Raw genomic sequence first — 24,198 nt, 5'->3', positions numbered from 1 at the left:
TCAGATGTCGAGGAAGCGGACGTCCCTGGCGTTGCGCTGGATGAAGGAGCGCCGGGACTCGACGTCCTCACCCATGAGCACGCTGAACATCTCGTCGGCCTGGGCGGCGTCGTCGAGGTTCACCTGGAGCAGCACGCGGTTGTCGGGGTCCATGGTGGTGTCCCACAGCTCGGCCGCGTTCATCTCGCCCAGGCCCTTGAACCGCTGCACCAGGTCGCGCGGCCGGGGGTCGCGCCGGCCCGCGGCGATTCCCGCGCTGATCAGCTCGTCGCGCTCGCGGTCGGAGTAGGCGTAGTCGGCGTCGGAGCCGCGCTGGTCCCACTTGATCTTGTAGAGCGGCGGCTGCGCCAGGTAGACATGGCCGGCCTCGATGAGCGGCTTCATGAACCGGAACAGCAGGGTGAGCAGGAGGGTGCGGATGTGCTGGCCGTCGACGTCGGCGTCGGCCATCAGGATGATCTTGTGGTACCGCAGCTTTTCGGCGTCGAAGTCGTCGTGGATGCCGGTGCCCAGCGCGGTGATGATCGACTGGACCTCGTTGTTCTTCAGGATCCGGTCGATGCGCGACTTCTCGACGTTGAGGATCTTGCCGCGGATGGGCAGGATCGCCTGGTAGTGGGGGTCGCGCCCGCCCTTGGCGGAACCGCCGGCGGAGTCGCCCTCCACGATGTAGATCTCGCACTTCTCCGGCTCGGTGGACTGGCAGTCCGACAGCTTGCCGGGCAGAGAGGTCGACTCCAGCAGGGTCTTGCGCCGGGTGAGGTCGCGCGCCTGGCGCGCGGCGATGCGGGCGCGCGCCGCCTGGCTGGCCTTGGTGACGATGTCCTTGGCCTCGCCGGGGTTGCGCTCGAACCAGTCGCGCAGGTGCTCGTTGGTCACCCGCTGCACGAACGACTTGGCCTCGGTGTTGCCCAGCTTGGTCTTGGTCTGCCCCTCGAACTGGGGGTCGGCCAGCTTGACCGAGATGATCGCGGTCAGGCCCTCGCGGATGTCGTCGCCGGTGAGGTTGTCGTCCTTCTCCCGCAGCAGCCGCTGCTCGCGCGCGTAGCGGTTGACGATCGACGTCAGCGCGGTGCGGAAGCCCTCCTCGTGGGTGCCGCCCTCGGCCGTGTTGATGGTGTTGGCGAAGGTGTGCACCGAGGAGGTGTAGGACTGGTTCCACTGCATGGCGATCTCGGCCGAGATGCCGTCGCCCTCCTCCTCGAAGGAGATGATCGAGGCGTGGGCGGGTTCCTTCGTCGTGTTGATGTGGCGGACGAAGTCGGAGATGCCGTCGGCGTAGTGGTAGGTGCGCACCACCGGGGCGTCGTCGATGAACTCCGGGCGCTCGTCGCGCAGGGTGATCGACAGCCCCTTGTTGAGGAAGGCCATCTCCTGGAGGCGCCGGGCCAGCGTCTCGAAGCTGTAGGTGGTGGTCTCGAAGATCGAGCCGTCGGCCCAGAAGGTGGTCTGGGTGCCGGTCTCGTCGGTGTCCTCGTCGCGCGAGAGCGGTGCGGTGGGGCGCGCCATGCGGTAGCTCTGCCGCCACACGCTGCCGTCGCGGCGGATCTCGACGTCGAGGCGGGTGGAGAGTGCGTTGACCACGGTGACGCCCACACCGTGCAGACCGCCCGAGACGGCGTAGGACTTGCCGTCGAACTTGCCGCCGGCGTGCAGCACGGTGTGGATGACCTCCACCGCCGGGCGCTTCTCGACGGGGTGCATGTCGACGGGCATGCCGCGTCCGTTGTCGGCCACGCGCACGCCGCCGTCGGCTTGCAGGGTGACCTCGATGGCGGTGGCGTAGCCCGCCAGCGCCTCGTCGACGGAGTTGTCCACAACCTCTTGGACGAGGTGGTGCAGACCGCGCTCACCGGTCGATCCGATGTACATGCCGGGGCGTTTGCGAACCGCCTCGAGCCCTTCGAGAATCGTGATCGCTGAAGCGTCGTAGGCCAAGTGGAAACACCCTCCTGCTGGGGACGCCCGCCATCCGGTGCCCCCGAGGCATGGGGAAGGCCGCCGGGCCGTACCGGGTGCAGCGCGAGGATGTACCGCCGGTACAGCACCCGCTGGACACCGCGAACCGCCCCGGTTCCCGCCGCCCTCTCTTGGGGCGGGCTATACCGGCGGAAGCGTCCGAAGAACCGGTTCCATGATACCCCCCGCAGGGCCGGAAAGTGGCATTCGCGGCGCTGTGCCGCCCGAGGACGCGTGAACAGACCGGGATTGGACTCCCCACACGCACCCACCCCCGCGAACAATTCCCCGCGCCGTTCAGCGCCGCGCAGGGTCGGCCGCTTATGAGGCGGCAGCCACCTCACGGTAATCGCGAGGTCACCGGGGCGTCAGGTGACGCGCCGCGGTCCGGGGCCGCGCCCGCGCCCGGGCGCCTGCACCTTCAGGGAGTGCACGGTGCCGTGGCCCAGCTCCTCGTTGAGCCGGCGCAGCAGGTCGCGCGCCATGGCGCGGGCGTGCGCGGCCATGGTGGGGGAGTCGGCGGCGATGACCAGCTCGCCGGCCTCGTAGGTGACCGGCCGCAGGTGCTGGGCGTTGAAGTCGCCGACGATCTCGGCCCAGCGGCCGAACACGCCGCCCACGGCCACCTGCTCCTGCCAGCCGTGCTCCACCAGCCAGGCGCGCACCGCGTCGCCGAAGAGCTGGGGCTCGTTGCGCGAGCGGACCGGGCCGCGCCGGGTGCGGCGGGGGCGGCGGTCGGGGGCCGCGCCCCGCTCCTTGGCGGCCGCCTTGGCCTGGGCGAGCGCCTGGCGGGCGAGGTCGGCGCCGCCGAGCGCGGGGGGTTCGCCGCCGGGGGCGGCGGGCGCGGCGGGGGAGTCCTCAGGCACGCTCCACACCTCCTTCGCGCACGCTAAAGCGCGCTCCCTGGAGTTCGGGCGGGATGTCGGCGTCGACGGCGGCGCTGACCAGGACCTGCTCGGCGTGGCGGACGTGCTCGGCCAGCCGGCGGCGGCGCTCGCTGTCGAGTTCGGCGAAGACGTCGTCGAGCAGCAGCACGGGGTCGTCGCCGTCGGCGCGCAGCAGCTCGAACCCGGCCAGGCGCAGGGCCAGCGCGTAGGACCACGACTCGCCCTGGCTGGCGTAGCCCTTGGCGGGGAGTTCGTCCAGCCGCAGGTGGAGGTCGTCGCGGTGGGGGCCGACCAGGCTGACGCCGCGCTGCAACTCCTGCACATGCACCTCGGCCAGCGCCCCGCGCAGGATGTCCACAAGCTGTGCACGGTCCAGCGGCGGGTGCTCGGACTCGGCCAGCGCCGAGGAGCGGTACTGGAGCACCGGCGGGCCGCCCGAGCTGGTCAGCTCGCCGTAGGACTTGGCGACCAGCGGCTGGAGTTCGCCCACCAGGGCCAGGCGCGCGGCCAGCAGCTCGGCGCCGGCCACCGCCAGGTGCTCGTTCCACACCTCAAGGGTGGACAGGTCGGGTTCGGCGCGCTTGAAGAACTGCGCGGAGGCCGACTTCAGCAGGGCGTTGCGCTGCTTGAGCACCCGCTCGTAGTCGGCGCGCACCCCGGCCATGCGGGGGGCGCGGGCCACGAGGAGTTCGTCCAGGAACCGGCGGCGCTCACCGGGGTCGCCCTTGACCAGGGCGAGGTCCTCGGGGGCGAACAGGACGGTGCGCAGCAGGCCGACCACCTCGCGCGGGCGGGGGACCGGCGCCCGGTTCAGCCGCGCGCGGTTGGCCTTGCCCGGGTTGATCTCCAGGTCGACCACGGCCTGGCGGCCGTCCTTGACGATCGCGGCGCGCACGATGGCGCGCTGGGCGCCCTTGCGGACGAGGGGGGAGTCGGTTGCGACGCGGTGGCTGCTCTGCGCGGCGACGTAGCCGATCGCCTCGACCAGGTTGGTCTTGCCCTGGCCGTTGGGGCCGACGAACGTGCTGATCCCCGGCTCCAGCTCGATGTGCACCTCGGCGTAGGACCGGTAGTCGGTCAGTTGCAGGTGTGAAACGTACATCCGACCTCTCCCGCTCCTCGTCTGCCCGGATGTGCGCGCGGAGACCGCGCCGGGCGGGGGTTTCACGTGAAACCCCCGCCGAGAACGGGTCCGCGCCGCCGGAGCGGGTGCGCCGGGACCGGCGGACCGCCGCTGCGGACCCGGCCCGCCTCCGGGCGGCGCGGAAACCCCTGTGCCTCAGCTCCGGGGCGTCTGCCCGGGGTCGTCGGCGGCCCGGGTCACCGCGTGGCCGCCGAACTGGTTGCGCAGCGCCGCCACGACCTTCATGGCCGGGCTGTCCTCCTGGCGCGAGGCGAAGCGGGCGAATAGCGCGGCTGTGATGACCGGCGCCGGGACCGCGTGGTCCACGGCCGCCTGGACGGTCCACCGGCCCTCGCCGGAGTCCTGGGCGTAGCCGCGGATGGACCCGAGGTCGGGGTCTTCGCGCAGCGCCCGCACAAGCAGGTCCAGCAGCCAGGAGCGGACCACGGTGCCCTCGCGCCAACTGTCGAAGGTGCCGGGCACGTCGTCGACGATGTCGGAGGCGGCCATCAGCTCGTAGCCCTCGGCGAACGCCTGCATCATGCCGTACTCGATGCCGTTGTGGACCATCTTGACGAAGTGGCCCGCACCGACGCCGCCGGCGTGCACGTAGCCGCCGCCCTCGTCGGGGGTGAGCGCGCGGAAGACCGGCTCGGCGCGCTCGACGTCCTCGGCGGCGCCGCCGACCATGATGCCGTAGCCGTTCTCGCGGCCCCAGACGCCGCCGCTGACGCCGGCGTCGAGGTAGCGGATGCCCCGCTCCTTCAGCTCGTCGGCGCGGCGGCGGTCGTCGACGTAGTGGGAGTTGCCGCCCTCGATGATGAGGTCGCCCGGTTCGAGCACCTCGGCCAGCTCGGTGATGGTCTTCTGGGTGGGTTCGCCCGCGGGGACCATCAGCCAGACGACGCGCGGGGCGGTCAGCCGCTCGGCGAGTTCGCCAAGGCTGGCGACGTCGCGGACGTCGGGGTCGAAGTCGAACCCGACCACGTCGTGGCCCTTGTCACGCAGGCGGGCGGCCATGTTGCCGCCCATTCTGCCCAGGCCGACCATACCTAGTTGCATGCTCGTCTCCCCCAATGCGACCTGTGGATATGTGGATCGACCGGTACCGACGCGGCGGTCAGCCCGACAGCCGGACCGGCATGATCAAGTATCGGTAATCGGCGGTCGCACCGTCGTCGGCGGGCTTGCCGGTGATGATGGCCGGCTTGGTCGAGGTCGTGAACTGGAGCCGGGCGATGTCGGAGTCGATCGCCGTGAGGCCGTCGAGGAGGAAGGCGGAGTTGAAGGCGATCTGGATGTCCTCGCCCTCCAGGGAGGAGTCGAGGACCTCGACCGCCTGCGCCTCGTCGCCGGTCCCGGCCTCCAGCACCAGGCGGCCGTCGCCGAAGGCCAGCCGCAGCGGGGTGTTGCGCTCGGCCACCAGCGACACGCGCTTGACGGCCTCGATGAACTCCGCGCGCTGGACCTCGGCCACGGAGTTGAAGGTGTCGGGCAGCAGGGCGCGGTACTTGGGGAACTCGCCGTCGAGCAACCGGGTGGTGGTGCGGCGGCCGCCGCCCTCGAAGCCGATCATGCCCTCGCCGGAGTCGGCGGCCGACAGCGCGATGGAGACCTCGGCGCCGCCGGTGAGCGACTTGGCGGTGTCGGCGAGGGTCTTGGCGGGCACCAGGGCCACGGCGGAGACGTCGGGGTTCTCGGGCTTCCAGGCGAGTTCGCGCACCGCCAGGCGGTAGCGGTCGGTGGAGGCCAGGGTGACGGTGTCGCCCTCGATCTCGACCCGCACGCCGGTGAGCATCGGCAGGGTGTCGTCGCGCCCGGCGGCCACGGCGACCTGGCTCACGGCGGCGGCGAACGCGTCGCTGCCGATGGAACCGGTCATCTGCGGCATGGCGGGCAGGGTGGGGTAGTCCTCCACCGGCAGGGTGAGGAGGGTGAACTTCGCGCTGCCGCAGGCCACGGTGACCTTGGCGCCGTCGGTGCTGATCTCCACAGTCTGTGGAGGAAGGTTGCGGGTGATCTCGGCGAGCAGCCGCCCCGAGACGAGCGTGGTGCCGGGCTCCTCGACGTCGATCTCGACCGAGACCTGCGCCGAGACCTCGTAGTCGAAGCTGGAGAGCTTGAGGCGGCGGCCGCCGTCGTCCTCGGTGGCGTCCAGCAGCATGCCCGCCAGGACGGGCACCGACGGGCGGACCGGCAGGCTGCGGGCGGTCCAGGCGACGGCGTCGGCCAGTACGTCACGTTCGACCCGGAACTTCACAATCCGACTCACTTTCCTCGAAACCAAGTGGCCCCTGTGAGTGATGGGGGCGGTGTCGCGGCGGTGGCACCGGACGCGTCACGGGGACGGGTTCACACCGTACCCGGATTCGCGGCCGCCCGCTGCCCACCACACCCGATCGCCGGTGCCCTCGGCGGGGCGGCGGAGCGAGCGGGGAGCGCCGTCCACAGATCCGGGCCCAAGCCGATTTACCAAGCCACTGATCGGTAAAAAGAGGCGTCGTAGTAATAGGGGCTGTGGAAAGTGTGGACAACCCTTGTTTGCGCAGGTGAGACCGGGAATTTTTGTCCACCGGCCCTGTGGGCGGAGGCTGGGGAAAACCGGCCGCGCTGTGGACGGAGAACGGCCGCCCACAGGTTGTCCACGGGTTGTCCACCGGTACTCCACAGGTTATCCACCGGTCGCGCACAGGCCCGGGGACACCGGGGGTCGGGGGTCCCCAGCCCTACCCACAGGTCATCCCCAGGCCGTCCCCAGGTTGTCCACCGGTAAGGGGCGGTTATCCGCAGGGTTATCCCCGGGTTGTCCACAGAAAAGCGGGGTTCCTGGGGACAACCCGGTGCCGTCGGCGGAAAACCGGGGGGAGAAACCGGCCGAAAGCGGCCGTGGAAAGTCCTCGGGGGTCAGCCGTTGCGCGACTGCTGCTTGATCCGGTTGGTCAACTCGGTCACCTGGTTGTAGATGGACCGGCGCTCGGCCATCAGCGAGCGGATCTTGCGGTCGGCGTGCATGACGGTGGTGTGGTCGCGGCCGAACTGCTGGCCGATCTTGGGCAGCGAGAGGTCGGTCAGCTCCCGGCACAGGTACATCGCGATCTGCCGGGCCGTCACCAGCACCCGCGAGCGCGAGGTTCCGCACAGGTCCTCGGTGCTCAGCCCGAAGTAGGACGCGGTCTGGGCCATGATTGCCGAGGCCGTGATCTCGGGGCCCTCGTCGTCGGGGATCAGGTCCTTGAGGACGATCCCCGTCAGGTGGAGGTCGACCGACTGCCGGTTGAGGCTGGCGAAGGCGGTCACCCGGATGAGCGCGCCCTCCAGTTCGCGGATGTTGGTGGAGATCTTGCTGGCGATGAACTCCAGCACCTCGGGCGGCGCGGCCAGGCCCTCCTGCGCGGCCTTCTTGCGCAGGATCGCGATGCGGGTCTCCAGCTCCGGCGGCTGGACGTCGGTGATCAGGCCCCACTCGAACCGGTTGCGCAGCCGGTCCTCCAGGGTGACCAGTTGCTTGGGCGGGCGGTCGCTGGAGATCACGATCTGCTTGTTGGAGTTGTGCAGGGTGTTGAAGGTGTGGAAGAACTCCTCCTGCGTCTGCTCCTTGTTCTCCAGGAACTGGATGTCGTCGACCAGGAGCACGTCGATGTCGCGGTAGCGCCGGCGGAAGCCGTCGGCCTTGCCGTCGCGGATCGAGTTGATGAACTCGTTGGTGAACTCCTCGGAGCTGACGTAGCGCACGCGCGCGCCGTCGTAGAGGCGCTGGGCGTAGTGGCCGATGGCGTGCAGCAGGTGGGTCTTGCCCAGCCCCGAGCCGCCGTAGATGAACAGCGGGTTGTAGGCCTTGGCCGGGGCCTCGGCCACCGCGACCGCCGCCGCGTGGGCGAACCGGTTGCTCGACCCGATGACGAAGGTCTCGAAGGTGTACTTGGGGTTCAGCCGCGCCGGCTCGGCGGAGGTGTGCGGCTGGTTGCCCCCGGCGGTGTCGGGCGCGGCCGGAAGCGGCGGCGCGGGCACGCCCCCCGCGGGGTCGGCGCCGGGGTCGCCCGGGTCGGCCGGCCGCGGGGCCTGCTGCTCCCACTGCTGGGCGGGCGGCCCCCCGGAGCCGGGGTGGCCCGGGTGCTGCTGCTGGCCGGGCTGCTGCCAGGCGGCGGGGGAGTCCCACTGCGGGGCCTCCCACCGGTTGGGCGCCTCCCACTGGGGCTGCCAGTTCTGCTCGCCGTAGGAGGAGGGGCCGGGGTAGCCGCGGCGCGGTGCCAGGAGGTCGTCGCCCTCGCCGGCGGCGGGCGCGGGGGAGTCGGGGCGCGGGGGTTCGCCCGCGCGGGGGCCGCCCGGGGGCCGGCCCTGGTGCGGGTGGCCCTGGTGGGGGTGGCCCTGGTGGGGGTGGCCGAACTGGCCGTCGGGCACGGATTCGCCGGCTGAGGGCGACCCCGGCAGGTCCTCGGGCATGATGGCCGGCTGCTGCCAGGGCGGGCGCGCGGGACCGGGATCGGCGGCGCCGGGGCCGTAGGCGCCGGGCGCCGAGGCGGCGGCCGGCGGGGGCTGCACGGCGGTGGGGTCGACGGTGACGGCCACGCGGATCTCGCGGCCCAGCTCGGCGGAGAGGGCCTGGCTGATGGCCGGGCGCAGCCGGGTCTCCAGGACCTCCTTGGCGAACTCGTTGGGGGCGGCGAGCAGGGCGGTGTCCTCGATGAGGCCAAGGGGACGGGTCTGCGGCAGCCAGGCGCGCTGCTGCGGGGGCAGCGTGCTGTTGTCGAGGCTGCTGAGCACGCTCGACCACACCATTGCGAGGTTGACCTGTGCCTCAGACACGGTGACCTGCCATGGTTCGTCCCCTTCTCAATGGTCTCCTCTGGTGCGGTGCCCCGCCGTCCGGTCGGTGGCAAGGGAGCCGGACGGTCCATTGTCCCGGTTGGCGGGGCGGACGCGGGACGGGGCCGCGGGGCCGTTCGCGACCGGGCCGCGCTGTGGGTAACTCAGGGTGGTTCTGTGGACCGGTTGTGTATAGCGACGTGTGGACGGGGCGGCGCCGCGATCGCGGCGCCCGACGGGCTTCCACAGCCGTCCGGGCGCCGTCCACATGTTGTGCACGTTCTCGTACACAGCCTGGCAGACACCCCCAGCGACTGGCGACTTATCCACAAACCGCAGGTCACAGATTTGCACAGGGCACAGTAGGTTGCGGGCGGGCGGCGCGGGGCGCGAGGCTGTGCACACCGCGCCCGCGCGCGCGTTGTCCACAGCTTAGGGGCGGCCCGGCGGCATGCACAGCCTGTGGAATCCGCGTCAGCGCGCTGTCCACAGGGGGAACGCGGAGCGGCCGCGCCCGGCCCCGCCGAGGCGTCGGTCCTGGTGGGAAGCGGGCCGCCGGGCGCCCGGTTCCGGTGCGCTCCGCGGGTTGGGTATGCTTGGTCAGCAATCCGTCTGTGTGTGAGGGTGCCTTCATGCGGCCGCACGTCCCGTGCGGCCCGAAGCGGCGCACCCCGCGAGCGGCCCCCGTGGCCGCTGGAGCGCCCTCAGACCACCGCGGACGCCCCAGCGGCGTCGATCGGGCGCAGACACCCGCGTCCCGCAGCCCGCGGGGCCGCTGAAGTACCTCGATACCCGCCCTGGAGCCCAGCAGTGAGCAAGCGTACGTTTCAGCCGAACAACCGGCGCCGCGCGAAGGTCCATGGTTTCCGGCTGCGCATGCGGACCCGCGCCGGCCGCGCGATCGTCGCGGCCCGCCGCAAGAAGGGGCGCGTGCGGCTGACCGTGAGCCAGTAGCGCTCACGGTCGACCGATCGACCTTCCGGGCCGGCTGCCCTTGCGGCGGTCGGCCCTCTGTGTGTGTCCGGTGCCCGTCCCGGTTGAGGACCCCATCCGATGTTGTCGCCCCAGAACCGCATGCGTCACAGCGCCGAGTTCGGCCGCGTGCTGCGCTCGGGGCGGCGTGCCGGGCGCGAGGCGCTGAGCGTGGCCTACCTCGCCCCCGGCGCGGAGCCCGGCCCGCAGGCGCCGCCGCGCGTGGGGTTCGCCGTCAGCAAGGCGGTGGGCAACGCGGTGGTGCGCAAGCGCGTCCAGCGCCGGCTCCGCCACCTGATGCGGGCGCGGCTGGGCGCGCTGCCGGACGGTAGCCTGCTAGTAGTGCGGGCCAAACCCCTGGCCGCGTCCCTTGGACACGACTCGCTGGCCGCGCAGCTCGACGGTGCCATCGCCTCGGCGATGCGGCCCCGCAACGCGACACGCCGTCGCAAGGGGTCCGACCCACCGCGCGAGCCGCGGCCCGGCGGAGATCGGGCGGGTTCATGACTGACGACAGACCGAGCCTCGCGGCGCGGGCCCTGGTGCTGCCCATCCGCGGCTACCAGCGGTTCATCAGCCCCGCCCTGCCTCCAGTCTGCCGTTACTACCCCTCCTGTAGCGCCTACGCCGTTGAGGCGCTACAGGTGCACGGTGCGCTGCGGGGTTCGTGGCTGGCGGTCCGGCGAATCGCCCGGTGCCACCCGTTCACGCCCGGCGGGCTCGATCCCGTTCCCCCGCGGCGGGGCGCCGCCGACCGCGACGCCTCCACGCCCGGACCGGGGACCGCACCGGGACCACTGGAGCAGTAGCTGAACTGAAGTCAAGAGGAGTTGGCCGGTGCTGGACCCGCTATACAACGCCGTCGGCTGGGTGCTGATCCAGATCCACTCGGGGCTGACTGCCGTTGGGCTCGACCCCGACAGCGGTTGGGCCTGGGGTCTGTCGATCGTGCTCCTGACCGTGCTGATGCGGCTGATCATGGTGCCGCTGTTCGTCAAGCAGATGCAGACGCAGCGCAAGATCCAAGAGATGCAGCCGCAGTTGCTCAAGGTGCGGGAGCGCTACAAGAACGACAAGCAGCGCCTCCAGCAGGAGCAGATGAAGCTCTACCAGGAGAGCGGCACCAACCCCCTCATGGGCTGCCTGCCGCTGCTGCTCCAGATGCCGGTCTTCTTCGCGCTGTTCAGCGTGCTGCGCAGCGTGGCCCAGGGCCAGGCGCAGTACGGGTTCACCCCGCAGTTGGTGGAGAGCGCGCAGAACGCCACGATCTTCCACGCGCCGCTCGCCGCGCAGTTCCTGATGAGCGAGCAGGAGTTCGCCAACTACCACGCCGACCCGCTGCTGGCCCGCGTCGTCATCGCCATCGCCTGCATCATCATGGGCACCACCACCTTCCTGACGATGCGCCAGAGCATGAAGCGCAGCGCCGGGACCCTGGCGCCCGACAACCCGATGGCGCAGTCGCAGCGGATCATGATGTACCTGGCGCCGGCCTTCGGCCTGTTCGGTCTGGGCATGCCCATCGGCGTGTTGATCTACTGGGTCACCTCGAACGTGTGGACCATGGGTCAGCAGCACTTCATCTACCGCAACCAGCCGGCTCCCGGCGAGGAGCCCGCCAGCAAGCAGGCGTCGCCCAACGGCTCGGCCAAGGGGCTTCTGGGCAAGCGCAAGGAGAGCGCGCCAGAACCGGTTGAACAGCCTAAGATCGAGCGTAAGCAGCCGAAGAAGCAGACGCGGGCGAAGCGATCCGGCGGAAGCCCGCGCAAGTAGGGCCGATAACGACGAGTGCGCAGGCAGCCTTGAGCCCTGGAGGCGCACCGCCGGCATCCGCACAGACGTTAGGAGACAGCTCGCTGTGAGCAACGGCAACACCGACGAGCCGGTGGAGGAGCGCGGGAGCGTCGCCGTGGCGGACGCCCCCCCGCCGGAGGACGACGAGGCCGCTGAGCCCGTCATCGACATCGAGGCCCTGGAGAACGAGGGCGACATCGCCGCCGACTACATCGAGGGTCTGCTCGACATCGCCGACTTCGACGGCGACATCGACATGGACGTCGAGGGCGACCGCGCCCTGGTGTCCGTGGTGGGCGCCACCCTGGACGAACTCATCGGCGACAACGGTGAGGTGCTGGAGGCGCTGCAAGAGCTGACACGCCTCGCGGTGCACCGCACCACCGGCAACCGCAGCCGGCTGATGCTCGACATCGGCGGCTACCGCGACTCCCGGCGCAAGGCGCTCAGCCGGCTGGGTGCCGAGGCGGTCGACGAGGTCAAGCGCACCGGCGAGGTCAAGCCGCTGGAGCCGATGACCCCCTTCGAGCGCAAGGTGGTGCACGACGCCGTCGCCGCCGCCGGACTGCGCAGCGAGTCCGAGGGCGAGGAGCCCAACCGCTACGTGGTGGTCTACCCCGCCGACTGAGGCGGGCGCGGCCGGTGCCGGGCCACCGGCACGGAGCGGCGTACCGCGAAGGTTTCACGTGAAACACCGATGTCCGGCTTCGGCGCCCCTCACGCATAGCATCGTGAGGGGCGCCGCTGTTTCTACCGCCCCGGAGATTTCCCGCCATGTCGACCTGTCGATTTGCCGTGCTCGGATTGGAAGGGACCAGGTGGTGACTGATGGCCTCGGGTGCTGACCGGAGTGTGGCACCGCCCGAGCAGGCACAGGCGCTGTTCGGCGCCGCCCTTCCGCGGATGGAGCGCTACGCCGAAGTGCTGGCGGCCGCGGGCGTGGAGCGCGGGCTGATCGGCCCCCGCGAGGTCCCCCGGCTGTGGGAGCGCCACCTCATGAACTGCGCCGTGGTGGAGGAGTTGATCCCCGAAGGCGCCACGGTGGTGGACATCGGCTCCGGCGCCGGACTCCCCGGCGTGGTGCTGGCGCTGGTTCGGCCGGACCTGTCGGTGACGCTGCTGGAGCCCCTGCTGCGGCGCACCGTGTTCCTGCGCGAGTGCATCGACCTGCTGGAGTTGGACAACGTGGAGGTGCGGCGGGCGCGGGCCGAGGAGGTGCGCTCCCAGGTGCGCGCCGACATCGTGACGGCCCGCGCGGTGGCGCCGCTGACCCGCCTCGCTGGATGGGCGCTGCCGCTGCTCGGCAAGGGCGGCAGCCTTCTTGCCCTGAAGGGGGAGCAGGCCGAAGCCGAACTCGAAGAGGCCCGTGGGGATTTGTCGGCACAACGGCCTTGCGTTGCTGATGTGATCCGGGTCGGGCGCGGTAAAGTCGAACCCGCTACCACGGTTGTTCGCGTGACCGTCACATCCGAGGGCGACCATTCTCATGCATCCCGATCGCGCCGCTCTGCGGGTGGTGGCCGAAGAAAACGCGGACGGAAGAGGTGAAGTCATTCGTGCCCCAGAACCAGTCCGACGGCGCCTATGTTTCACGTGAAACACCGCATTGGGAGGACCCTGCCATGCCCGCCGATGTTTCACGTGAAACAGATGTGGACCTGATGGCGCCGAAGGCCCCGATCGACGTCGAATTCGATACGCCCATCGCCCGCGCCGCCCGCGCGGCAATGTCGGTGCGCGGCGTCCACGAGGACGCCTGGCCGCGTCCCGCCGAATGCCGCATCATGAGCGTCGCCAACCAGAAGGGCGGCGTCGGCAAGACCACCACCACGGTGAACCTTGCCGCGTCGCTCGCCATGCACGGCAACCGCGTGCTGGTGGTCGACCTCGACCCGCAGGGCAACGCCTCCACCGCGCTGGGGATGGAGCGGGGCGCAGACTCCCGGTCGATCTACCACTGCCTGGTCGAGGACGAGGAGATCCGCGACCTCGCCCGCCCGGTCCCCGACATCGACAACCTGTGGTGCGTGCCCGCCACCATCGACCTGGCCGGTGCCGAGATCGAACTCGTCTCCCTGGTCGCACGCGAGTCGCGCCTCAAGCGGGCGTTCTCCGCCTACGACGTCAGCGACCTCGACTACATCTTCATCGACTGCCCGCCCTCCCTCGGCCTGCTGACGGTCAACGCCATGGTGGCCTGCGAGGAGGTGCTGATACCGATCCAGTGCGAGTACTACGCGCTGGAAGGCCTGGGGCAGTTGCTGCGCAACGTCGAACTGGTGAAGTCCCACCTGAACCCCGGCATGGAGATCAGCACGATCCTGCTCACCATGTACGACGGCCGCACCCGGCTGGCTTCACAGGTTGCGGATGAAGTACGCGGCCACTTCGGAGATCTGGTACTCAAGACATTGGTGCCCCGGAGCGTCCGCGTCTCGGAGGCTCCGAGCTACGGGCAGTCCGTGATGACCTATGATCCGGGCTCCTCCGGCGCGGTGGCCTACCTGGAGGCGGCGCGCGAACTCGCCTACCGGGCGAAGACGGGTGCCAACAACTGATCATGGGACGTGAAGGGAGACGTCGGTGAGCCAGCAGCGGCGCGGTCTGGGTAAGGGGCTGGGGGCGTTGATCCCGCAGGGGCCCGAGCCGTCCGGCCGGGACGGTTCGCCCTCGGGCGAGCGCCACCCGGAACCGGTCAACGGCGCCTACCTTGAGGAGATCGAGGTCGGCGCCGTCACGCCGAACCCGCGGCAGCCCCGCCAGCACTTCGACGAGGAGGCTCTGGAGGAGCTGCGCGCCTCCATCGCCGAGGTCGGCCTGCTCCAGCCCATCGTGGTCCGCAAGCTCGGTCCCGACCGCTACGAGCTGATCATGGGGGAGCGGCGCTGGCGCGCCAGCAAGGAGGTCGGGCTCGACCGCATCCCGGCCATCGTCCGCGAGACCGGCGACGACGACCTCCTGCGCGACGCCCTGCTGGAGAATCTCCACCGCCAGCAGCTCAACCCGCTGGAGGAGGCCGCCGCCTACCAGCAACTCCTGGACGACTTCGGCGCCACCCACGACGAACTCGCCAAGCGCATCGGCCGCTCCCGCCCGCACATCACCAACACCCTGCGCCTGCTCAACCTTTCGCCGTCGGTGCAGCGGCGGGTGGCGGCCGGCGTCATCAGCGCCGGGCACGCGCGCGCCCTGCTCTCCGTCGACGACTCCGACGCCCAGGACCGCCTGGCCCGGCGCATCGTGGAGGAAGGTCTGTCCGTGCGCGCGCTGGAGGAGTTGATCGTTCTCGGCGAGACCGGCGGCGCGGACAAGCCGCGCCGCTCTCCCGCGCGCAGCGCGCCCAACCCGGCGGTCGAGGAGTGGTCGCGCCGCCTCTCCGACGCCTTCGACACCCGCGTGAAGATCAACCAGGGCCGCACCAAGGGCAAGATCGTCGTGGAGTTCGCGACGATGGAGGACCTGGAGCGCATCATCGCCGCCATGGCGCCCGGCGCCACCGACCGCTAGCCCGGGACGGGCCGCCCGCGCGGCGGCCCGGCGGGGCAGGGGCCGGCGCCGGTCGGCGGGCCGATCCGCCGCTCCACCGGTATGCGGGTATGCGGGTATGCCGCTATGCGGGTATGTCGCCTTTTCTCCCGGACGGCCGCACCGCAACATCCCCCACACCGGTGCGTCGGCGGGTGCGGGCACGGGAGCGCCTGAGATCGGCTGTGCGACCCCGGAGGGGATCGCCCCGTGGCGGGAGGTGCCCGTGGACTGGGACGGCCCGGACGCTGCGGCTGAGGGCGTTCGCCGCCGTGCGGGCGCCCGTCGCCGCGCGTCGGTGGGATTCACGGTCGCGCCGGACCGCCGGCCGCGCGGTCCCCTGAACACTGATGGCCCCCGAGGAACGTGTCCTCGGGGGCCATCGGCGTTCAGGCGAGGGCGTATCGACCCCGGCGTTTCACGTGAAACAGCGGACGCGGGGCCGGTCCTTCGCCGCCGCTTAGCGGATGAACTCCTCCAGGTCCTGGAGCAGCTTGCGCTTGGGCTTGGCGCCCGTGATCTGGAGGACGACCTCGCCGTCGCGGTAGACGTTCATGGTCGGGATGGCCATGACGCCGGCGTCGCGGGCGGTGTTGGGGTTCTCGTCGGTGTTGAGCTTGACGATCTCCAGCTTGTCGCCGTACTCCGCGGCGATCTCCTCCAGGATCGGCGCCACCTGGCGGCAGGGACCGCACCACTCGGCCCAGAAGTCGACCAGGACCGGCTTGTCGCTCTTGATGACGTCGGCCTCGAAACTGGCGTCGGTGACCTGCTTAAGGTTGGACACGGTGAAACTCCTCGTCGGATCACATGCACTGCGACAGAAGGGGACGGGGGGTGCCGCGCGGTCCGCGACCGCGCGGCGGCCGGACGGCTAGGCGCCGTGGTCGGCCAGGTAGCGCTCGGCGTCCAGCGCGGCGGCGCAGCCGGTGCCGGCGGCGGTGATCGCCTGGCGGTAGTGGTGGTCGACCACGTCGCCGGCGGCGAAGACGCCGGGGATGTTGGTGCGGGTGCTGGGGTGGTCGACCGCGAGGTAGCCCTCGGAGTCGAAGTCGAGCTGGCCGGCGAACAGCTCCACGCGGGGGTCGTGGCCGATCGCCACGAACAGTCCGGTGACGTCGAGCTTGGACTCCTCGCCGGTGACGGTGTTGCGCAGCCGCACGCCCGACACCTTGGCGTCGCCCAGGACCTCGACCACCTCGGTGTTCCACTCGAAGCGGATCTTGTCGTTGCCGAACGCGCGCTCCTGCATGATCTTGCTTGCGCGGAGTTCGCCGCGGCGGTGGATCACGGTGACCGAGCGGGCGAAGCGGGTGAGGAAGGTGGCCTCCTCCATGGCGGTGTCGCCGCCGCCGACCACCGCGATGTCCTGGTCGCGGAAGAAGAAGCCGTCGCAGGTGGCGCACCAGGAGGTGCCCCGGCCGGAGTACTCCTCCTCGCCGGGCACGCCGAGCTTGCGGTAGCCCGAGCCCGTGGCCACGATCACCGTGCGGGCGAGGTGGACGTCGTCGCCGACCTTGACGACCTTGGGGTCGGCCGTGAGGTCGACCTCGGTGACGTCGTCGGGCACGAGTTCGGCGCCGAACCGCTCGGCCTGCTTGCGGAGGTTGTCCATGAGGTCGGGGCCCATGATGCCGTCGGGGAACCCGGGGAAGTTCTCGACGTCGGTGGTGTTCATCAGCGCACCGCCGGCGGTGACCGAGCCCTCGAACACCAGGGGGCGGAGTTCGGCCCGCGCGGCGTAGACCGCCGCGGTGTAGCCCGCGGGTCCCGATCCGATGATGATTACGTTGCGGACGTCACTCACGGTGGTCGGCCCTCCGGTCGGCTCTGCGGGCCGGGATTCCGGCGGCCCGCGGGGAAAGTCGTCTCTACCAACAGATGGTAGGGCCGGGTGATTCCCGGGCCGGTCGCGGGCGTGTCGACCTGGCGGTTCGCGGACAAGTCGACTCCCGCCGGACGCCCCGGGCCGGCGGCCGGGACCCGGCGCCGCGGGACGCGAGACGGCCCCCGCCGCGGTGCGCGGCGGGGGCCGTCTGGGATGTGCTCCGGTGAGCCGGGCTCGGCGGCCCGGAGCGCCCGGCTAGGGCGCCGGGGCCTCGGCGGTGGCCAGCACGGGGTCGTCGCCCGCGCAGCCCGCCGGGACCACGACCACCTCGTAGGACTTCTGGGTGCCGCCGCCGGGCTCGGTGCCGAAGTACATGGCCCACGCCTCCTCGGGGCCGCTGCCGGAGTCGAACTCGGCGAAGTCGATGAGCAGCGGGTGCCCCCCCGCCTGCGGGCCGAGCCTGTGCGCGCACGAGGAGACCTCGGAGGGGACGGCCGAGGGGTCGGGCCGGTTGGCCTCGGCCGGTCCCTCAGTGTCGCCCTCAGTGCCGCCGGGGGAGGTGGGGTCGTTCTCGGTGAGTACCGACTGCGCCTGGGCGGCGAGTTCGGCCTCGGTGTACACGGTGGCGGTGGAGACCAGCAGCGGCTGGTAGCTGAGCGCGGTGTCGCCCTCGCCCGAGGAGCCGGGGCTGGGCGCGGAGGCCGCCGGGGGCGCGCCGGCCTCGCCGCCGGTGGTGGTCAGGCCGTGCAGCACGGCGCTGCCGCCACCGACCACGACCACGGCCGCCGCCGCGACCGCGAGGTAGTTGACCCAGCGGTTGGCGCCGAACCCGCGCCGCCGGCGCAGCGGGACGACGTTGGCGGTGTTGGCCGCTCCGGGAGGCGGTGGTGCGGAGCCGACCGCGGGCGCGCCGCCGGGACCCGAGGCGCGGCGGGCCTCGCCTTCGGCGCGCAGCGCGTCGTCGAGGCGGGCGGCCAGGGCCTCGGGCATGGGCGGGGCGGGCACCTCCGCCAGAACCCGCGAGACTTCGGCCAGTTGGGCCTGCTGGTCGGCGCAGGTGGCGCAGTCCAGCACGTGTCGGCGGACCGCGTTCTCCTCGTCCTCCTCCAGCAGTCCTTCGGCCGACAAGGCGAGAGTCTCCGCGTCCACATGAGACGTCACGATCTCCTGTCACCTCCTCTCGGGGATGTGACGTCTCGGGGGCTTCCAGGGTTCCGCAGATGCGCGAGATATGGCAGAAGTCGCGCCCGTCCCCGGGCGCAGCGGCTCTTGACGGTGCCCGGCGCGATCTCCAGGATCTCCGACGCCTCGTCCACGCGGTAGCCGAGCATGTCGACCAGGACGAGGGCCATCCGCTGCTCCTCGGGCAGCTTGCCCAGGGCGGCGTGGACGTCCATGGCGGAGTCGGAGTGGCCGGTGGGGTCGGGGGTGGTGTGGCGGGTGCGCTCGTTGGAGAGCACGTCGAGGGTGGCGTCGTCGGTGGGCACGGCCGGGCGCACCATCTTGCGGCGCATGCGGTCGTGGCAGGCGTTGATGACGATGCGGTGCAGCCAGGTGCTCACCTGGGCCTCGCCGCGGAAGCGGTGGGCGCCGCGGAACGCCGACAGGAACGCGTCCTGGAGGGCGTCGGCCGCCTCCTCGGAGTCGCCGAGGACGCGGATCGCGACAGCCCACATGCGCTCGCGGTGCCGCCGGACCAGTTCGCCGAACGCCTGGTCGTCACCTTGAGCGTGCCTGGACAACAACTCCTTGTCCGGGAGCTCCTGAACCGCGTCAATCACCGTCGTCACGTTTTCCCGCGCAGCTCGACCTCGTTGATGGTCCCCCGGTAGTCACTGCCTTCCTGGGGCAAACTAGTGAACCATACGACCACATAGCGTCCTTCGGCCGGATCGGGGAGTTCCACCTCGACCTCCCCGCTCACGTTCTCCTGGGTCGCGGCCGGAGACGACCCCTGCCCGAGTTCGGCGGGGTCGGTGCTGTCGCCGACGAGGATCTCCAGGTTGGCGGGGCCCGAGCCGAGGTTGAGCGTCAGCTCGTGCACCTCGGTGCTCTGCCCCAGGTCCAGCAGCAGCCCGGCGCCCGGTTTGAGCCGGCCGAAGTCGGCGGACTCATATCCCTCGGTGCTCCACCCGGTGGCGGGGTCGCCGTCGATCGCCAGGGCGGCGTTGTCGCCGTGCTCCTCGCCGTCGCCGTTGGGGGGCGGGTCGTAGCCGTCGGCCGACGCCGGCTGGATCGAGGTGAGTTCGGCCTGCTGCTCGTTGTTGGTGGAGTTCTGGGCGCCGCCGGTCTCGGGGTCCTCGCCGCCGCTCATGGTGGAGCCGATGTTCCAGGCGACCACCACGACGCCGACGAACACGGCCAGGGCGAGTCCGCCCACCAAGGCGCGGGCGACCGTGCGGGTGGTGCCGCCGCCGGAGGAGGAGCGGCGTTCGCGCCGGGAGGGCGCGGGGCGCTGGCGGGGCGGCGCGATGGGGGCCGCGGCCGCCGCGAACTCGCCGGAGCGCCGCGAGGTGCCGCGCGCGGGCTGGGGCGCGCTGTGCGGCGCCGCCGGCAGCGGCACCATGCGCGGCACCCCGGCCAGGGCGTCGGCGATCGCGCGGGCGCTGGTGAGCGGCCCGCCGCCCAGCGGTGCCTGGAAGGCGGCTCGGCAGGCGAGGTCGTTGAGGTGCTGGGGGATCCCGGCGCGGATCTGGCTCGGCTGGCAGGGGGCGCCGCCCACGAGGGGGGCGGCGGGCAGGCCGTTGTGCGCGTGGCCGGGCCAGTGCGCGGTCAGCGCGGCGTAGAGGAGGCGGCCCAGGCCCTGGGCGTCGGCGGCGACGGGGTTCTCCGCGCCGATGCCGCGCAGGGCGGCGTCGACGCCGATGCCGGTGACCTTCACGGCGCCGCCCACCGTCCAGATGAGCTTGCCCGGCGTGAGGTTGAGGTGGTGGAGTCCGGCGGCGTGCGCGGTGGCCAGGGTCTCGGCGGCCTCGGCCACCAGCCCGGCGGCGCGTTCGGGGGCCAGCGGGCCCTGGGCCAGCAGGTCGGTCAGGGACTGCCCGGCCACCCACTCCTCGACGACGTAGGGGGTCGCGTCGCGGTCGTCGGCGTCGAACACCTGGGTGACGCGGGAGTCGGCGATGCGGCTCGTGGCGCGGGCGGCGCGCACGACCTCGCTGGTGCGGGGGAAGTCCTCGGCGAAGGTCCACACGGCGACGAGCCGGGCGAGGGTTTCGTCGGTGGCCTTCCACAGGACGGCGCCGTTGGTCTGGCTCACCTGGGAGTCGAGTCGGTACCGGCCTGCGAGTCGGGCGCCGGGCTCAATCATGAAGGTGCTCATGCCGGGAGTGACGGACGTGACGGCCGACCGAGGACGCCTCCAGTGGGGGCTGCCGGAAGGGGGAGCGCTCGGGGGAGTGCGGCCGTGTCGTTGTCTGTCCCCAACCTCCCTTCGGGCAGCTCAGAAAACACGTGGACGACGGCGAAGAACTGCCGTTCCATGCTAGGACGCCCGAGTGGGGCCTTCGGTGGCCAGTTGTGGGCTGGTGGGCGAGCATTTGGGTCCTTATGTCGATTACACATGGTCATGTCCGCCTGGTGATCAGCGGCGCAGCAGGCGGTCGCGTACCATGTCCAAGAAGGTTGTGACTTCGGTCACACCAAGTCGTTTGGCGACCAGCACGAACAGCAGCGCGCCGACCACCCCGCCCGCCGCCATGGCCAGCAGCGACGGCAGCACCGTGCCGGGCAGCAGCCCGAACATGAGGATCATCGCCACCCCGAACACCGCGCTGGGCACCGTGGCCACGTGCAGCAGCAGCAGCGTCCGCAGCACCCGCCGCCCGTCCAGCCCGTTCATGCGGGCGCGCAGCCCGCGCCAGGCCAGCACCGAGCCCACCACGTAGTACAGCCCGTAGGCCACCGGCAGCAGCACCACCACCAGCCGGGGCGGCGCCGCGAACAGCAGGGTGATCGCCAGGGCGGCGTGGGCCGCCTCGGCGGGCAGCGCGATGAGCGAGGGCGTCTTGGTGTCGCCGAGCGCGTAGTAGACCCGCATCAGCAGTTGGAACAGCGTGAACGGGATCAGCATCACCGAGAACACCATGAGGATCCGCCCGATCCCCTGGGCGTCCTCGGTCGTGGTGCTGCCGTTGGCGTAGATCAGCACGCAGAAGGGGATGGCGAACACCACCATCGCCACCGAGATCGGCACGATCAGCACCGCCGACAGCCGGAACCCGCGCGAGAAGTCCGCCCGCACCAGGTCCCGGCGGCCGTCGGCCACGTGCGCGCTCATCCGCGGCAGCAGCGCGGTGATCACCGAGACCGCGATGATGGCGTAGGGGAGTTGGAACAGCATCGACGCGTACTGGTAGGCGGTGATGCCGGCGCCCGCGGCGGCCTCGCCCGACTCCACCACCCGCACCCCCGCCCGGGTGGCGACGTTGGTGGTCACCAGCAGGCCCGCCTGCGCCACGCCGATGTAGAGCATCATCCACGCCGCGGTGCGCACCGCCTCGCCCAGGCCCGAGCCGCGCAGGTCCAGCCGCGGCCGCCAGCGGAACCCGGCGGCGAACAGCGCCCACAGCAGCACGAGCGCCTGCACCACCTGGCCGCAGGTGGTGCCCAGGCCCAGCAGCGTCAACTGGCCGTCGGTGATGGTCTCGGGCGTGCTCCCCGGGCCGGCGACCACCAGGAACATCGCGCCCACGGCGATGATCACCAGGTTGTTGAGCACCGGCGCCCACATCGGCGCGCCGAAGCGGTTGCGGCTGTTGAGCATGGCGCTGGCGATCCCGCTGGCGCCGATGAAGAAGATCTGGCCCAGCAGGAAGCGCGCCAGCAGGGTCGCGGCGTCGTGCTGGCCGCTGGTGAACTCGCCGGCGTAGAGGCGGATCAGCAGCTCGGCGGCCGCGATCGCCACCACGGTGATCACCGCCAGCACCAGCAGCATCACCGTGAACAGCCGCTGCTCGGTGGCCGTGCCGCCGTCGGCGTCCTGCTTCTTGCGCTTGACCAGGAACGGCACGAACACGCTGGCCAGCAGGCCGCCGATCAGCAGGTCGTAGACGGCGAAGGGCACCATGTTCGCCGTCTGGTAGGCGTCGCCGAGCAGTTGGGTGCCCAGCGCCGCCGCCAGCACGATGGTGCGGACGAACCCGGTCGCGCGCGAGACCACGGTGCCCACGGCCATGACGGCGCTGGAGCGCAGCAGGTTGTCGGGGGCGGCGTGCGCCGCGCCGCCGATCTCGTTGCCCTCCTCGCCGGGGCGGTCGGCGGTGCCCAGGTCGCCGTAGTCGGCCGGGTCGTGCACCACGACCAGACCGGGCTCGGGCTGGGTCCCCGGTTCGGTGCGCTCGACGGCGTCGAGGACCTCCTCGGGCATCGGCAGCCGCCGGCGCGGCCGGGGCGCGGGGGGACCGGTCTGGTCGTTCGACACCGGTGGAGCCATCTTCCTGTGGTGCTTCCTGTGGGCGGCGGGGCCGGCTTCGTCCCGGGGTCGGGGGTGACGACGACGGCCGCGGGCGGCGGTGGGGTGCGGCGGCGGCCCGGCGGCCGCGCGCCGCCGGCGCCTACCGCCGCAGACGGGAGCGCACGAGGTCCACGGCCGCCGACAGTTCCCGCACCCGCAGCGCCCAGGCGCACAGCAGGAACAGCACTCCGCCGATCAGGCAGCCGACCACGGGGGCGCCGAGGTTGGTCCAGATCCCGGGCCCCACCCGCGTGGTGAAGAACCACAGGACGCACGCGCCCGCGGCGACGCTGGGAACGGCGGCCGCGTGCAGCCGCAACAATGTGCCACCGATGTGCCGCCCGTCAAGCCCGCCCAGGCGGCGGCTGAGGATGAAACCGGCGATGACCAGGCCGGAGAGGAACGAGCACATGAAACCGGCGGCCACGCCCGCCACCACGCGGTCCGGCGGCAGCACCGCGTAGGCCGTCAGCGCGAGCGCGCCGTGCACGGTGACGTTGGCGATGCTGATCAGCGCGGGGGTGCGGGTGTCGCCCATGGCGTAGAACACCCGCAGCATCAACTGGAAGACGGTGAACGGCACCAGGCCCAGCGCCATCACGGCCAGCACCACGCCGATGTTGGCGGCGTCGGCGGGGGAGGTGTTGCCGCGCGCGAACACCAGCGTGGCCACCGGCACCGCGTACAGCGCCAGGGCCAGGCCCAGCGGCACCAGCACCAGCGCCGAGATCCGCAGCGTGCGGGAGAACCCGGCGCGGACCTCGTCCCAGCGCCGCTCGGTGGCGTGCGCGCTCATCTGCGGCAGCAGCACGGTGATCAGCGAGACGGCGATGATGGCGTACGGGAGTTGGAACAGCGTGTAGGCGAAGTTGTAGGCGGTCAGGCCGGCGCCCACGTCGTGGCCCTGGCGCACGCTCTCGGCACCGGCGCGGTTGACCAGGTTGGCGGTGATCAGCAGCCCGAGTTGGGTCATCAGGGTGTAGAGGAACATCCACCCGGCGCTGCGCAGCGCCTCGCCCAGGCCGGAGCCGCGCAGGTCCAGCCGCGGCCGCCAGCGGAACCCGGCGCGCCACAGCGACCCCAGCAGGACCACCAGTTGGGCGGCCATGCCCGCGGTCGTGCCGGCGCCCAGCAGCACCAGTTCGCCCTGGGTGACGGTCTCGACGGTGCGGCCGGCTCCGGCCACCCACAGGAACAGGGCGCCGACCGCGATCACCACGATGTTGTTCAGCACCGGCGCCCACACCGGGGAGCCGAACCGGTTGCGGGTGTTGAGCATGCCGCTGATGAGGCCGCTCAGCCCGACGAAGAAGATCTGCGCGAGCAGGAACCGCGCCAGGTAGACGGTGACCTCGGCCTGGCGGGGGTCGGAGTCGCCCAGGTAGAGGCCGATGATCGGCTCGGCGGCCAGGACCGCCGCGGCGGTGACCACCAGCAGCAGCACCACCGCGCCGGTGAACAGCCGGTTCTCGGTCTTGACGCCGCCGTCGTCGTCGCGCATGCGCCGCTTGACCAGCAGCGGGATCACGACGCTGGCCATCAGGCCGCCGATGAGCAGGTCGTTGATGATGAAGGGGATGGTCTGGGCGGTCTGGTAGGCGTCGCCGAGGAGCTGGGTGCCCAGCGCGGCGGCGATCACGATCGCCTTCACGAAGCCGGTGACGCGGGAGACCATGGTGCCCACGGCCATGATGGCGCTGGAGCGCATCATGCCGCCGGACCCGCCCGAGCCCTGCTCGCCGCTGGCGCCGCCCGTGGGCGCGGTGGGGTCGTCGGGGCCGGTGGGGCCGGGGACGGGGGGATCGTCGCTGCCGTTCGTGGTCTCGGTGGCCACAGGCCGGCTCCTTTCGGG

20 protein-coding genes and 1 pseudogene are annotated in these 24,198 nt (G+C 71.7%); 8 read left to right on the top strand and 13 right to left on the bottom strand.

Going from position 1 to position 24,198, the window contains the following annotated elements:
* The 6 genes and pseudogenes from gyrB to dnaA all read right to left on the bottom strand — a co-directional run bounded on the left by gyrB (position 1) and on the right by dnaA (position 8,772).
* Positions 1–1,938, bottom strand: a complete 1,938-nt coding sequence (gene gyrB, locus LG943_RS13425; protein WP_270072591.1) for a DNA topoisomerase (ATP-hydrolyzing) subunit B — start codon at positions 1,936–1,938, stop codon at positions 1–3.
* 389 nt (positions 1,939–2,327) lie between these two features.
* Positions 2,328–2,825 (bottom strand): DUF721 domain-containing protein, encoded by a 498-nt coding sequence (locus LG943_RS13420; protein ID WP_270072590.1) that lies wholly within the window; start codon positions 2,823–2,825, stop codon positions 2,328–2,330.
* Positions 2,818–3,948 (bottom strand): DNA replication/repair protein RecF, encoded by a 1,131-nt coding sequence (recF, locus tag LG943_RS13415; protein WP_270072589.1) that lies wholly within the window; start codon positions 3,946–3,948, stop codon positions 2,818–2,820. The genes LG943_RS13420 and recF overlap by 8 nt, the downstream gene beginning before the upstream one ends.
* A gap of 177 nt (positions 3,949–4,125) precedes the next feature.
* Positions 4,126–5,049, bottom strand: a pseudogene (gene gnd / locus LG943_RS13410) (phosphogluconate dehydrogenase (NAD(+)-dependent, decarboxylating)); the annotation flags it as partial.
* A gap of 40 nt (positions 5,050–5,089) precedes the next feature.
* Positions 5,090–6,229, bottom strand: coding sequence for a DNA polymerase III subunit beta (dnaN, locus tag LG943_RS13405; protein ID WP_270072587.1), 1,140 nt, complete (start codon positions 6,227–6,229; stop codon positions 5,090–5,092).
* A gap of 644 nt (positions 6,230–6,873) precedes the next feature.
* Positions 6,874–8,772, bottom strand: coding sequence for a chromosomal replication initiator protein DnaA (dnaA, locus tag LG943_RS13400; protein ID WP_270072586.1), 1,899 nt, complete (start codon positions 8,770–8,772; stop codon positions 6,874–6,876).
* An 810-nt stretch (positions 8,773–9,582) separates the two neighbouring features.
* Between dnaA and rpmH the strand changes: the two genes are divergently transcribed.
* From rpmH to LG943_RS13360, 8 genes are all read left to right on the top strand, one after another.
* Positions 9,583–9,726: a 50S ribosomal protein L34 gene (rpmH, locus tag LG943_RS13395; RefSeq protein WP_179768393.1), complete on the top strand. Its 144-nt coding sequence runs from the start codon at positions 9,583–9,585 to the stop codon at positions 9,724–9,726.
* Positions 9,727–9,825: 99 nt separating this feature from the next.
* A complete protein-coding gene (gene rnpA, locus LG943_RS13390; protein WP_270072585.1) occupies positions 9,826–10,251 on the top strand; it encodes a ribonuclease P protein component in 426 nt (141 codons plus the stop codon).
* Entirely contained in the window at positions 10,248–10,553 is a 306-nt protein-coding gene (gene yidD, locus LG943_RS13385) for a membrane protein insertion efficiency factor YidD (RefSeq protein ID WP_270072584.1), read from the top strand. Before rnpA ends, yidD begins: the two co-directional genes overlap by 4 nt.
* 28 nt (positions 10,554–10,581) lie before the next feature.
* Positions 10,582–11,517: a membrane protein insertase YidC gene (gene yidC / locus LG943_RS13380; RefSeq protein ID WP_270072583.1), complete on the top strand. Its 936-nt coding sequence runs from the start codon at positions 10,582–10,584 to the stop codon at positions 11,515–11,517.
* A gap of 136 nt (positions 11,518–11,653) precedes the next feature.
* Positions 11,654–12,166 (top strand): Jag family protein, encoded by a 513-nt coding sequence (locus tag LG943_RS13375; protein ID WP_270072626.1) that lies wholly within the window; start codon positions 11,654–11,656, stop codon positions 12,164–12,166.
* A 200-nt stretch (positions 12,167–12,366) separates the two neighbouring features.
* Positions 12,367–13,086 carry a 16S rRNA (guanine(527)-N(7))-methyltransferase RsmG gene (gene rsmG / locus LG943_RS13370; protein ID WP_270072582.1) on the top strand — a complete coding sequence of 240 codons (720 nt, stop codon included), beginning with the start codon at positions 12,367–12,369 and terminating at the stop codon, positions 13,084–13,086.
* Between the two features lie 179 nt (positions 13,087–13,265).
* Positions 13,266–14,096 carry a ParA family protein gene (locus LG943_RS13365; RefSeq protein WP_270072625.1) on the top strand — a complete coding sequence of 277 codons (831 nt, stop codon included), beginning with the start codon at positions 13,266–13,268 and terminating at the stop codon, positions 14,094–14,096.
* 25 nt (positions 14,097–14,121) lie between these two features.
* Positions 14,122–15,045 (top strand): ParB/RepB/Spo0J family partition protein, encoded by a 924-nt coding sequence (locus tag LG943_RS13360; RefSeq protein ID WP_270072581.1) that lies wholly within the window; start codon positions 14,122–14,124, stop codon positions 15,043–15,045.
* 478 nt (positions 15,046–15,523) lie between these two features.
* Here LG943_RS13360 and trxA read toward each other — a convergent pair whose 3' ends face one another.
* The 7 genes from trxA to murJ (LG943_RS13325) all read right to left on the bottom strand — a co-directional run bounded on the left by trxA (position 15,524) and on the right by murJ (LG943_RS13325) (position 24,180).
* Positions 15,524–15,850 (bottom strand): thioredoxin, encoded by a 327-nt coding sequence (trxA, locus tag LG943_RS13355; protein ID WP_270072580.1) that lies wholly within the window; start codon positions 15,848–15,850, stop codon positions 15,524–15,526.
* Positions 15,851–15,937: 87 nt separating this feature from the next.
* The gene (gene trxB, locus LG943_RS13350) at positions 15,938–16,870 is read right to left on the bottom strand and encodes a thioredoxin-disulfide reductase (RefSeq protein ID WP_270072579.1); all 933 of its coding nucleotides are present in this window, start codon (positions 16,868–16,870) and stop codon (positions 15,938–15,940) included.
* Positions 16,871–17,146: 276 nt separating this feature from the next.
* Positions 17,147–18,019 (bottom strand): anti-sigma factor family protein, encoded by an 873-nt coding sequence (locus LG943_RS13345; RefSeq protein ID WP_270072578.1) that lies wholly within the window; start codon positions 18,017–18,019, stop codon positions 17,147–17,149.
* Between the two features lie 29 nt (positions 18,020–18,048).
* A complete protein-coding gene (gene sigM / locus LG943_RS13340) occupies positions 18,049–18,669 on the bottom strand; it encodes an RNA polymerase sigma factor SigM (RefSeq protein WP_179770661.1) in 621 nt (206 codons plus the stop codon).
* A gap of 8 nt (positions 18,670–18,677) precedes the next feature.
* Positions 18,678–20,213, bottom strand: coding sequence for a protein kinase family protein (locus LG943_RS13335; protein WP_270072577.1), 1,536 nt, complete (start codon positions 20,211–20,213; stop codon positions 18,678–18,680).
* 261 nt (positions 20,214–20,474) lie between these two features.
* Positions 20,475–22,325, bottom strand: a complete 1,851-nt coding sequence (gene murJ / locus LG943_RS13330) for a murein biosynthesis integral membrane protein MurJ (protein ID WP_270072576.1) — start codon at positions 22,323–22,325, stop codon at positions 20,475–20,477.
* A 121-nt stretch (positions 22,326–22,446) separates the two neighbouring features.
* Complete coding sequence (murJ, locus tag LG943_RS13325) at positions 22,447–24,180, bottom strand: murein biosynthesis integral membrane protein MurJ (RefSeq protein WP_270072575.1); 1,734 nt, start codon at positions 24,178–24,180, stop codon at positions 22,447–22,449.
* Between the last annotated feature and the right edge of the window lie 18 nt (positions 24,181–24,198).

The sequence above is a fragment of the Streptomonospora mangrovi genome (assembly GCF_027604915.1).
Classification (GTDB): Bacteria; Actinomycetota; Actinomycetes; order Streptosporangiales; family Streptosporangiaceae; genus Streptomonospora; species Streptomonospora mangrovi.
This window is presented reverse-complemented; position numbering and strand designations above follow the sequence as displayed.